This is a genomic window from Rathayibacter sp. SD072, assembly GCF_017355185.1.
Classification (GTDB): Bacteria; Actinomycetota; Actinomycetes; order Actinomycetales; family Microbacteriaceae; genus Rathayibacter.
The window spans coordinates 19,597-30,553 of the sequence record NZ_JADILJ010000044.1 but is presented as its reverse complement, the minus strand read 5'-3'; the positions used below and the strand labels follow the sequence as shown (position 1 = coordinate 30,553).

Here is a 10,957-nt window from a genome sequence, read left to right as displayed (position 1 = left end):
GGTGACGCTCACGCTGCCAGTGGAAGCGGACGGATCCTGTCCTCTTCTCGATCTAGGCTTCGTGACATGGCTTCTCCCAGTGCTCGGATGCTCCAGCTGCTCTCCCTGCTGCAGTTGAGGCGGGACTGGCCGGGTGCGGTGCTCGCCGAGCGGCTGGGCACGACACCGCGGACGGTGCGGCGCGACGTCGATCGGCTGCGCGAGCTGGGCTACCGCATCCGCGGGGCGAAGGGGCCCGACGGGGGCTACCGGCTGGAGGCCGGGTCGGAACTGCCGCCGTTCCTGTTCGACGACGATCAGGCTCTGGCGCTCGCCGTGGCGCTGCGGTCGGCTCCGCTGACGGGCACGGGGCTCGAGGAGGCGTCGGCGCGAGCGCTCGCGACGCTGCGGCAGGTGCTGCCGCAGCGAGTGGCGCACCGGCTCGACGCCCTGCGGTTCACGACGGCGCCCGCGGCGGGGCCGGTCGTCGATCCGGAGGTGCTCGTGGCCGTCTCGACGGCGGTGAGGACGTCAGAGGTGCTGCGATTCGCGCATTCAGGAGCGCGGCGGCGGGTAGAGCCGCACCACCTGGTGGCCCGGCAGGGGCGCTGGTATCTGATCGCGTTCGATCTCGAGCGCGAGGACTGGCGGGTGTTCCGCGCCGATCGCGTCGTGGCGCCGGAAGCCGGCGGTGGACGGTTCGCGCGCCGAGCGGTGCCGGGAGGGGAGCCGGCGGCGTTCCTGACCGCGCGGTTCCGCGGGTCCGAGGACGGGGCGTGGCCGTGCGTCGGGAGCGCGGTGCTGCGCGCGCCGGCCTCCGCGGTGCTGCCGTTCGCCGAGGAGGTCGAGGATCTCGGCGACGGGAGCTGCCGCGTGAGGGCCGGTTCGTGGTCGTGGGAGGCGCTCGCGGCATCGTTCGGGCGCTTCGGTGCCGAGCTGGATGAGGCCGAGCCGCGGGAGCTGGCCTCGGCGTTCGAGGTGCTGGCGCGGCGGTTCGCGGCGGCGGGTGCGGGTCCGGTGCCGGGGGCGGCATCGGCGGAGGCTCCTCCACAGGCCTGATTCCGCGCCGGACTGCCCGGATGCGGGAGAGAGGTGGCCATACTCGAGTGGGTTCGGACATACGGTTCCGGAACTGCTCCATCGGGCAGCCCGCCCCGCAGGCGGTCCACCTCTGCTGAACGGAATCCCCATGTCCCTCTCGCTCACGTCGCCCTCGTTCTCCCGCGCGCCCGGCTCGCGCCGCTCCTTCGTCGTCGCCCTCGCGCTCGCGGGCACGATGCTCGTCGCACCTGCCGCGGCGGCGGCCTACACGACCGCGTACCCGGAAGGGGGCACTTGGTACTACGGCGTGAGCAACGGCACCGTGCTGTCGTCGTACAACCATCCCTCGAAGTGGCACCGGGCCTCGGTCAACAACGGCACCAACTGGCGATCGAACTGCACCCAGCCGAATCGTCCCGCCTCGGTGAGCGCGCCCGCGCGCAAGAACGTCGTGGACAGCGCCTACTACTCCTTCTGCTGAACCGAGAACCGAGGGAGGGGGCGACGAGTGGTCTTCCCCTCCCTCGCACCTGGAGGGTGCCGTGAGAAGTCGAAGTGTCATCACGGGGTACGTGCTCGCCGTCGTTCTGGCGGCCCTCTTCGCGTTCCTCTTCGTCCGGGCGTCCGACGCGCGGGGAGCCGTCTGGAACGGAGGCTGGCAGCTCCGGGTCTCGGGGGCGGCCGAGCCGCGGATCCCTGCTGCGGAGCTCTACCGGGAGCTGACCGCGCTCGCAGAAGAGGGCGACCTCGATGTCGTCCGTCTCCTGAGCGATCCCGACGATCCGGAGGGTGTCCGCCACCTCTTCGTCGCGGGCCCCGGCGCCGCGGCCGACCTGCTCGAGAGCGGCTACGAGGCCGTCGACACGTCGATCTCGACGACCGTCGCTCCGCTCGTCGACCTCGGTTCGATCGACGCGAGGGGCGCCTACCTCGTCGGCGGTGATCGGGCGGACGCGGACGTCGTTCTCGGCGTGATCGAGGACGCGGGTTGGTCGGGTGCCGTCCACCCGTACCCGGTCGGATTCGACATCGACTCGTACCGCGAGTACGGCGATCTCTCGCGGGCGCTGATGGTGGCATGTCTCGCTGTGATCGTGCTGGTGGGCGCGGGCACCGTCCTCCGCAGTCGGGCTCATGGAGTTCAGCGGCTTCACGGCGCGGGGTTCCTCGGGATCCTGGTCCGGGAGTGGCGATCGCTCGGACCGCCCGTCGCGGCCTGGGCCGCCGCCGGCCTCGCCGCCCTGGCCCTGACCCTGGCGGCGTACAACGGCGTGGCGCAGCTCCCCACTCTCGCGATGCTCTTCGCTCGTCTCGTCTCCGTGCTCCTCGGTGCCGCCCTCGGCGCACATGCCGTCGGGATCGCCCTGACCGACGGCCGTCGTCTCCTCGACCAGGTCAAGGGCGAGATCGACGGCTGGTGGGTTCTCCTCGGCGTCTACGCGGTGCGCGTGCCCGCCGTGCTCGTGCTGCTGGCCGTCATCGCCGCACTCGGGCAGAGTGCTCGCGTCGCGGAGCTCGAGAACCGCACTCGGGAGTTCTGGGGCTCCGCTCAGGACGCTGCGATCCTCGGGATCAGCGGTTATCTGAGCGAGGACGAGTATCTCCGCACGATCCCCGCGTTCGCCGACCTCGTCTCCTCGCAGGCGTCCGGGGGCGCGGTCATCCTGGCGGAGCCGGGGCTCTCGGAGGAGCGGAACGTCCTCCTCGTCGACGAGGGCTATCTCCGATCCGTCGAGGTCCTCGGAGAAGGAGGATCGCGGATCACCGATGTCGCGGAGGGGGTCATCACCGTCCTCGAACCGGAGGGCACCAGTGCCGAGCGCAGGCAGGTCGTTCTTGAGGAGCTCCGCTGGTGGCAGGAGACGCAGTCGAGAGTCGCTGTTCCCGCCCCGGCCACTGCGGCTCTGCCAGTCGAGGAGCGGATCACCCCACGGGGCCAGACCCTCTTCACCTTCCGCAGCACCGACGTCGATGTCCTCGCCCGGGCGACGTCCCTGGAGGATCCGATCCTCGTGGTGCTTCCCTCGATCGACGCCTACGCGCCCTCCGAGGTCTACTCGGCGATCACCCGAGGTGCCGTCCTCTTCACCGATCCCGAGGCGATCCCGGCCACCCTCGACGAGCGCGGCCTCACCGACGTCGTCGTGTCGATCACCCCCGTCGCCTACCAGGCGAACGAGCAGTACCAGCGGGCGCTCGGCACGCTCTCGATCAACGTGCTGGGGCTCGTCAGCGGGACGCTCGTGGTCCTGCTCACCGGGCTCGTGTCCGCGATGGTGATCGCCGAGAAGGACCGGCGGCGGGCGTTCGTCCACCGCATCGCCGGCCTCCCTCCGCTGTCGGCGCACCGGAGCGGTCTCGCGCTCGAGGGCGTCCTCCTAGCGGGGGCGGTCACCGTCGCCGTCGTGCCGATGTGGCTCCGAGATCCCCGCGACGTGCGGACCGTCCTCGACCTCGGCACCGTCGACACCGAGGAGTTCGTCCTCGAGCAGTCGCTGCTCGCGCTCGGCGTGACGGCGCTCAGTTCGCTGCTGCTCGTCGCCTGTCTCGCCCTCGCCCGTCGTCGCGCCGCCCGCCCGCGGTCCGACGACTCCTGACCGTCGTCCCGCACGGCCTCTCGAAAGGACTCCCGTGATCCACGCCACCGCCCTCACCAAGGGCTTCGCCCGCCGCCCCCTCTGGACCGGCATCGACGTCTCCGTCCCCTCGGGCCGCAGTCTCGCGCTCACCGGCGCGAGCGGCAGCGGCAAATCCACGCTCCTCAACTGCCTCGGCCTGCTCGACGCCCCCGATTCGGGCTCCATCGAGGTCGACGGGGAGGAGCTCACCCGGCTGCGAGCCGGCGGGCGGAGGAGGTTCCGGAGGCACCGCCTCGGCTACCTCTTCCAGAACTACGCCCTCGTCGACACCGCCACGGTCGAGCAGAACCTCGCTCTCGCGCTCGGCGAGCGGCGCGGCCGAGCCGGCCGCTTCGAGGGCGCCCTCGACCGGGTCGGCCTCGGCGGGCGGAGCCGGGAGCGGGTGTCGCGGCTGAGCGGCGGCGAGCAGCAGCGCGTCGCCCTGGCCCGGCTCCTGGTGAAGAGCCCGACCGTCGTGCTGGCCGACGAGCCCACGGGCGCCCTCGACGCCGGCAACTCGGCGATGGTCCTCGACGTGCTGGCCGAGCTCGCGGGTCACGGCGCGAGCATCGTCGTCGCCACCCACGACGAGGCGGTCGCCGCGTGGTGCGACGACCGCCTGCACCTCACGTCTCCGTGAGCACCCCCGCGCCGATGGCGCCCTCAGAGCGCCACCGTCTCCCGCACCGCAGCCACCGCCGAGTGCCGCCCCGGGCCCAGAGTGCGCGGCTCCGCGCCCTCGAGATCCAGCACCGCCGTCGTCCCCACCGGCACCTCGACCTCGACGCGCAGCTCGCCGTCCGCGAGGGACCAGGCGATCGACGCCCGTCCGTAGGGCGTGAGGTGCGCGGCGCTCGCCGAGGTGAGGCCGCCGCCGGGCCGCGGCCGGAAGGAGATCGAGCGGTAGCCCGGCTCGGCCGGAGCGAGACCCGCGACCACGCGGTGCAGCCAGTCCGCCACTGCTCCCAGCGCGTAGTGGTTGAACGAGGTCATGGTGCCGGGGTTCACCGTGCCGTCCGGCAGCTGGCTGTCCCAGCGCTCCCAGATCGTCGTCGCGCCCTGCGTCACCGGGTAGAGCCACGACGGGCAGCCTCGCTCGAGCAGCAGGGCGTAGGCGCGCTCGGTCCACCCCGTGCCCGACAGGGCGTCCGAGACGATCGGAGTGCCGACGAAGCCGGTCGAGATGCGGTCGCCCGCGGCGGCCACCAGCTCGGCGAGACGGGCGCCGGCGGCCGGGCGCAGCTCCGCGGGCAGCAGCTCGAACTCGAGGGCGAGCGCGTAGGCGGTCTGCGCGTCGCTGGTCATGCGTCCGTCGTCGGCGACGTAGCGGGCGACGAAGGCGGTGCGCACCTCCGCGGCCAGTGCCAGGAACCGTCTCGCGTCCTCCGTGCGGCCGAGCACCTCGGCGCTCTGACCGAGCCGGCGCGCGGAGTGGGCGAAGTACGCGGTCGCGACGAGGTGCCGGTCGGTCTTGGCGTCCGCGGGATCCTGCGGCGGGGCGTCCGGGTCGAGCCAGTCGCCGAGCTGGAAGCCCTCGTCCCAGAGCCGGGTGGGCCCTGCCAGGCGCTCGACGAGCTCGACCCAGGCCTTCGCGCTGCCGTACTGCGCCTCGAGCACCCCGGTGTCGCCGAAGCGCTCGTAGAGAGTCCACGGCACGAGCACGGCGGCGTCGCCCCAGGCTGCTCCGGGGCGGATCGGCGTCCACATGTGGTGGGCCGGGATCACCGGCACGTACCAGGGCACGGTGCCGTCCGGCAGCTGCTCGGCCTCGACGTCGCGCAGCCAGGACGAGAGCATCCCCGAGACGTCGAAGAGGAACGAGGCGGTCGGTGCGAACACCTGGATGTCGCCCGTCCAGCCCACCCGCTCGTCGCGCTGCGGGCAGTCGGTGGGGATGTCGACCATGTTGCCGCGCATGCTCCAGAGCACGTTCTCGTGCAGGCGCTCGACGAGCGGATCGGAGCAGGCGAACCAGCCGGTGCGCTCGAAGTCGGTGTGCAGGACCCGCGCGACGACGTCGCCCGCGGCGACCGCCGCCTCCAGATCCCCCGGCCAGCCCTCCACCTCGACGAACCGGAAGCCGTGGAAGGTGAACCGCGGCTCCCACTCCTCCCGGGCGCGTCCCGCGAGCGTGTAGACGTCCGTCGAGCGGGCGTCGCGCAGCGGGCGGGTGTAGAGCTCGCCGTCCTGCATGATCTCGGCGGTCCGCAGGGCGACGGTCGCGCCACGCGGACCGCTCACCCGGATCCGCATCCGGCCCACGAGGTTCTGCCCCAGGTCGAGGACCCGGCGACCGCTCGGGGTGCGCAGCACGGCCACGGGGCGCACCTCCTGGGTGCAGCGCACGGGCGGACCCTGGGGAGCCACGAGGGTCGCGGGGTCGCGCTCGGCGACGGCGACCGGCGCCCAGTCCGAGTCGTCGAAGCCGGGGGAGGACCAGCCGGCGCGCTCCTCGCGGGCGTCGTGCACCTCGCCGTCGTAGTTGCCCGAGAAGAGGATCGGACCGGTCGCGGCGCGCCAGGAGCGATCGGTCGCGACGGTCTGCCTGCGGCCGTCGGTGTAGACGATCTCGAGCTGCGCGATCAGCGACAGGTCCGAGCCGTAGAGATTGCGGAACCCGCCGCGCCAGCCCAGCCGGCCCCGGTACCAGCCGTCGCCGAGCCACGAGCCGATCGCGTTGCCGCCGGTCGTCAGAGCGTCGGTCACGTCGTAGCTGTAGTAGCGCAGGCGGCTCGGGTAGGCGGTCCAGCCGGGCGAGAGGGTGTCGTCTCCGACGCGCGCGCCGTTGAGCTCGATCTCGTACATCCCGTGCGCGCTGGCGTAGAGCCTGGCCGAGGCGACCTCGCCGTCGACGACGAAGGAGCGGCGCACGAGCGGGGGTCGGCGGTCCGACTCCGGATCCTCGGGCCACGGGGCGCCCACCGGCACCGCGACCCAGTCCTCCGGGTCGAGCAGCCCGGCCTCGACCGCGGTCGGGCGGCTCCACGGGGCGTCGTCGTCGCGGCGTCCGAAGACCCGCACGCGCACCTCGACCCGCTCCCGGCTCGTGAGCGGTGCGAACGGCCACGGCACGAGCACCGAGTCGGCGGAGTCGACGCGGATCCGCTCGACGGCGCCCGCGGCGTCGCGGCGCTCGAGCTCGTACGACGCCTGGCGCCAGTCGTCGTGGGCCCTGCTCGTCCACGAGATCCGGGGGCGGCGCTCGCCGATCCCGAGGGCCTCGCGGTGGTGCTCGATGCGGGGGGAGGAGGGGATGGCCACCGGGGAGCCTCGTTCCTGCTGGGGCGGCGCGGGAGGTCCCGAGCACCGACGGACGACGTGCCCCTCGCTCCGCCACCTCGGCGTCTCGACTCTGACACGTTTCAAGTGAGCGCCAGCATAGCCGCGCGAACGCTGTTTGACACGTTTCAAAATTCCGATCAGGATGAGCGGTGTCGGCGCGTAGGCCCGACGCACCACGACGACGTGGACCGGACGAGCTCCGGCCCCAGGAGGAGCAGAGCGATGCCGCGATCACCCCGGGTGGCCCTCGTGGGCACTCTCGACACCAAGGGCGCCGAGTACGCCTGGATCGCCGAACGGCTCACCGCGCTCGGCGTCGAGGTCGTGCTGGTCGACGTCGGAGTCGGAGCCCACTCCGGGACCGCCGACGTCACCGCCGCCGAGACCGCGCGCGCGGCCGGAGCCGACCTGGGCGAGCTGCGCGAGCGCGGCGACCGCGGAGCGGCGATGACCGCGATGGGCGAGGGCGCCGCGACCGTGCTCGAGGGCCTGCGCCGCGACGGCGCCCTCGACGGCGTCCTCGCGCTCGCCGGCAGCGGAGGCACCTCCATCGCGGCCCGGGCCGTCCGCGACCTCCCCGTCGGGCTCCCCAAGATGCTCGTCTCGACCATGGCCGCGGGCGATGTCTCGCCCTACGTCGGGGCCGGCGACGTGACGATGACGTACAGCGTCGTCGACATCGCCGGCATCAACAGCCTCTCGCGCGAAGTCCTCGACAACGCGGCCGGCGGCATCGCGGGCATGGCCGCCGCGCACGCCGCGCGACGGGACCGGCCGGCGCCCGAGGGCGGCCGCCCCCTCGTGGCGGCCACCATGTTCGGAGTGACGACCCCTGCCGTCGACGTCGCCCGCGCCCGCCTCGACGAGCTCGGCTACGAGGTGCTCGTCTTCCACGCCACCGGATCCGGCGGTCGCGCCGTCGAGGCGCTCGCCCGGTCGGGCCACCTCGCAGGGGTGCTCGACCTCACCACCACCGAGCTGGCGGACGAGCTCGTCGGCGGCGTGCTGAGCGCCGGGCCGGATCGCCTCGAGGCGGCCGGGCGGGCGGGGATCCCGCAGGTGGTCGGCCTGGGCGCGCTCGACATGGTCAACTTCGGACCGCGCGAGAGCGTGCCCGAGCGCTTCGCCGACCGGCACTTCTTCGTGCACAACCCCACTGTCACCCTGATGCGCACCACGGCCGCCGAGAGCGCAGAGCTGGGTGCGATCGTCGGCCGCAAGCTCGCGGCGGCGACCGGACCGACCGTGCTCGCCGTATCGCGGGGCGGAGTGTCCGCGATCGACGTGCCGGGCGCCGTCTTCGACGACCCCCGGGCGCGCGCAGCCCTCGTCGACGCCGTCCTCGAGGGCGTGGCCGGCTCGTCCGTCGGGGTGGTCGACTCCCCGCTCGACGTCAACGACCCGGAGTTCGCCCGGGCCGCCGCCGACGCTCTCGACTCCCTGATCCGCACGTCCCAGGAGAGGAACTGACATGGACCGCTCGAGCGCACTCGCCCGCCTCCGCGCCACGATCGACGCCGGCAAGCCGGTCATCGGAGCCGGCGCGGGCACCGGTCTCTCGGCCAAGGCCGCCGAGGCCGGCGGCGTCGACCTGATCATCATCTACAACTCCGGCCGCTACCGGATGGCGGGCCGCGGCTCGCTCTCGGGCCTGCTGCCCTACGGCGACGCCAATCAGATCGTCGTCGAGATGAGCCGCGAGGTGCTGCCGATCATCCGCGAGACGCCCGTGCTCGCGGGCGTGAACGGCACCGATCCCTTCCGCCGGATGGAGGTGTTCCTCGACGAGCTGCAGCGGCTCGGCTTCACGGGGGTGCAGAACTTCCCCACGGTCGGGCTCTTCGACGGGGTGTTCCGGCAGAACCTCGAGGAGACGGGCATGGGCTTCGATCTCGAGGTCGACATGATCCGCCTCGCCGCCGAGCGCGACCTGCTCACCGCGCCCTACGTCTTCGACGTCGAGTCGACCGTCGCGATGACCGAGGCCGGAGCCGACGTCCTGGTGCCGCACATGGGGCTCACCACGAGCGGCACCATCGGCGCGCAGACGGCCCTCACCCTCGAGGAGTCGGCGGCGCGCGTGCAGGAGATGCGCGACGCGGCCGTGGCCGTGAATCCGGACGTGATCGTGCTCTGCCACGGCGGACCGATCGCCGAGCCCGCCGACGCCGCCTACGTCCTGCAGCACACCGAGGGGGTCGTCGGGTTCTTCGGCGCCTCCTCCGTCGAGCGCCTCCCCACCGAGCGCGCCATCCGGCAGCAGCTCGTCGACTTCAAGTCCCTCCCGATCGCGTAAGGAGACCACCGTGTCCGCCACCCCCACCTCCGCCCAGTCCGGCCGCCGCCCCGACGAGGTGCCCACCCGGGTCTTCGACTGGGGCACCATCAAGTGGCTCGTCACCCCGCACCTCGACGGCCCCGTCGGCCTCACCACCGGCGAGGTGATCATCTACCCCGGTCAGGGCCACGACCCGCACGCGCACCCCGGAGAGGAGGAGGTCATCTACGTCGTCTCGGGCGAGGGGGAGCAGACCGTCGGCGACGGCCCCGCGTTCCCGATCCGCGAGGGCGACGCCCTGCACATCCCGCGCGACACCGTGCACTCGACGTACAACACCACCTGGCGGCCGCTGCGCCTCCTCGTCGTGTACACGCCCGGCGGCGCCGAGACCGGTCTCGACTCGCTGCCCGGCGCGCGGATCCTCGAGCCCGGGACCGCCCCGCGCTGGGCGCAGGCCTGATGCCGGTCTACGAGCCCGGCACCTGGCTGCATCCTGGCGATCGGCCCGACTGGTGCGCCGTCGGCACGATCGGCCGCTTCGCCGTCGGACTCGAGGGCGGACGGTTCGACCGGCACCACCACGACGACCACGAGGTGTGGTTCTTCGCCGAGGGCAAGGGCCGGATCCTGGTGGACGGCGCCGAGCGCTACGTCCAGGCCGGCGACATCGTGCTGACGCAGGCCGGCGACGTGCACGACATCGTCGCGGTCTACGAGCCGCTCCGGGGGTTCTTCACCGAGACGGGGCTGCCCGCCGGCGGGCGCACCGGCCACCTCCACGCCGACGACGCGGACGCCGCGGGGCACGACGTCCCAGCCCTGCCGCTGCCCGCCGACTTCCCCCTACGCTGACGGGGCCCGCCCTTGGAGAGGACTCCCATGCGCATCGCCGTCACCGGCTGCTCCGGCACGCTCGGCACCGCGACCCTCGAGCGCCTGCTCGCCGAGGGCCACGAGCCGATCGGGCTCGACCTGACCCCGCCGTCGGTCCCCGTCCCGTTCACCCGCGTCGACTTCTCCGACTACGGGCAGGCACTCGACGCGGTGCTCGGAGTGACCGCGCGGCACAGCGGGGTCGACGCGATCGTGCACCTCGCGGCGATCCCGGTGAACGGGCTGGTCCCGGACGCGACGACCTTCCACTCCAACATGGCCGTCTCGTTCAACGTGTTCCACGCGGCGATGCGCGCCGGTGTGCGGCGCCTGGTGTACGCCTCCAGCATCACCGCGATGGGCTTCCCGTTCGTCGAGCCGCCCGCCTCGCTCCCGCTGGGCGAGGACGGCGGCGACCGGGCCAACAACACCTACGGCCTGGTCAAGATCCTCGAGGAGGCGATGGCGAAGCAGCTCGTGCGCTGGGACCGCGAGTCCTCGATCACCGCGCTGCGCTTCACCAACGTCACGCGCGCGGGGGAGTACGGCCGCTTCGTCGAGCGCTCGGGAGACCCGGGCTACCGGCGCGACCTGCTCTGGAGCTACGTCGACGCCCGCGACGGAGCGAGCGCGATCGCGCGGGCGCTCGAGGTCGGCCGGCCCGGCTTCGCCGTGTACGACATCGCCGCCTCCGACACCGGATCCACGATCCCGTCGGCCGCGCTCGTCGCGTCGGCGTTCCCCGACGTGCCGCTCACCCGTCCGCTCGAGGGCTTCGAGACGGTCGTCTCGATCGACCGGGCGCGCGAGGGCCTGGGCTGGGAGCCGGTGCACCTGTGGCGCCGCGAGGCGGGCCTCGAGGAAGTACCGGACTGAGCACCGG

The 10,957-nt window shown here is 73.0% G+C and carries 10 protein-coding genes; 9 read left to right on the top strand and 1 reads right to left on the bottom strand.

Translation table 11 applies throughout. The annotated features are described in order from the left end of the window. Window positions 1-66: 66 nt before the first annotated feature. The 4 genes from IOC53_RS15275 (at window position 67) to IOC53_RS15260 (ending at window position 4,278) form a co-directional block, all read left to right on the top strand. Complete coding sequence (locus tag IOC53_RS15275) at window positions 67-1,038, top strand: YafY family protein (RefSeq protein WP_207407011.1); 972 nt, start codon at window positions 67-69, stop codon at window positions 1,036-1,038. A 130-nt stretch (window positions 1,039-1,168) separates the two neighbouring features. After that, window positions 1,169-1,501, top strand: a complete 333-nt coding sequence (locus IOC53_RS15270) for a lactococcin 972 family bacteriocin (RefSeq protein ID WP_207407009.1) — start codon at window positions 1,169-1,171, stop codon at window positions 1,499-1,501. A gap of 61 nt (window positions 1,502-1,562) precedes the next feature. Continuing rightward, the gene (locus IOC53_RS15265; RefSeq protein ID WP_207407007.1) at window positions 1,563-3,617 is read left to right on the top strand and encodes a hypothetical protein; all 2,055 of its coding nucleotides are present in this window, start codon (window positions 1,563-1,565) and stop codon (window positions 3,615-3,617) included. Window positions 3,618-3,651: 34 nt separating this feature from the next. Next, window positions 3,652-4,278: an ABC transporter ATP-binding protein gene (locus IOC53_RS15260; protein ID WP_207407005.1), complete on the top strand. Its 627-nt coding sequence runs from the start codon at window positions 3,652-3,654 to the stop codon at window positions 4,276-4,278. A gap of 23 nt (window positions 4,279-4,301) precedes the next feature. Here the strand turns inward: IOC53_RS15260 and IOC53_RS15255 are convergent, their stop codons facing one another. Next, on the bottom strand, window positions 4,302-6,899 hold the full coding sequence (locus IOC53_RS15255) for an alpha-L-rhamnosidase (protein ID WP_207407003.1): 2,598 nt from the start codon (window positions 6,897-6,899) through the stop codon (window positions 4,302-4,304). Window positions 6,900-7,142: 243 nt separating this feature from the next. On the opposite strand from IOC53_RS15255, the gene IOC53_RS15250 reads away from it, so the two are divergent. The 5 genes from IOC53_RS15250 to IOC53_RS15230 are packed head-to-tail and all read left to right on the top strand — an operon-like array spanning window position 7,143 to window position 10,950. Then, complete coding sequence (locus IOC53_RS15250) at window positions 7,143-8,390, top strand: Tm-1-like ATP-binding domain-containing protein (protein ID WP_207407001.1); 1,248 nt, start codon at window positions 7,143-7,145, stop codon at window positions 8,388-8,390. 1 nt (window position 8,391) lies between these two features. Further along, entirely contained in the window at window positions 8,392-9,216 is an 825-nt protein-coding gene (locus tag IOC53_RS15245; protein WP_207406999.1) for a phosphoenolpyruvate hydrolase family protein, read from the top strand. A 10-nt stretch (window positions 9,217-9,226) separates the two neighbouring features. Beyond that, entirely contained in the window at window positions 9,227-9,661 is a 435-nt protein-coding gene (locus IOC53_RS19025; protein ID WP_207406997.1) for a cupin domain-containing protein, read from the top strand. After that, on the top strand, window positions 9,661-10,053 hold the full coding sequence (locus IOC53_RS15235; RefSeq protein WP_207406996.1) for an AraC family ligand binding domain-containing protein: 393 nt from the start codon (window positions 9,661-9,663) through the stop codon (window positions 10,051-10,053). The genes IOC53_RS19025 and IOC53_RS15235 overlap by 1 nt, the downstream gene beginning before the upstream one ends. Before the next feature lie 27 nt (window positions 10,054-10,080). Then, window positions 10,081-10,950: an NAD(P)-dependent oxidoreductase gene (locus IOC53_RS15230; RefSeq protein ID WP_207406994.1), complete on the top strand. Its 870-nt coding sequence runs from the start codon at window positions 10,081-10,083 to the stop codon at window positions 10,948-10,950. Window positions 10,951-10,957 lie beyond the last annotated feature (7 nt).

Bases quoted from the DNA above. Each gene is read 5' to 3' on its own strand.
- IOC53_RS15275 (WP_207407011.1), top strand. From the start codon at position 67: ATGGCTTCTCCCAGTGCTCGGATGCTCCAGCTGCTCTCCCTGCTGCAG.
- IOC53_RS15270 (WP_207407009.1), top strand. From the start codon at position 1,169: ATGTCCCTCTCGCTCACGTCGCCCTCGTTCTCCCGCGCGCCCGGCTCG.
- IOC53_RS15245 (WP_207406999.1), top strand. From the start codon at position 8,392: ATGGACCGCTCGAGCGCACTCGCCCGCCTCCGCGCCACGATCGACGCC.
- IOC53_RS15250 (WP_207407001.1), top strand. From the start codon at position 7,143: ATGCCGCGATCACCCCGGGTGGCCCTCGTGGGCACTCTCGACACCAAG.
- IOC53_RS15230 (WP_207406994.1), top strand. From the start codon at position 10,081: ATGCGCATCGCCGTCACCGGCTGCTCCGGCACGCTCGGCACCGCGACC.
- IOC53_RS15235 (WP_207406996.1), top strand. From the start codon at position 9,661: ATGCCGGTCTACGAGCCCGGCACCTGGCTGCATCCTGGCGATCGGCCC.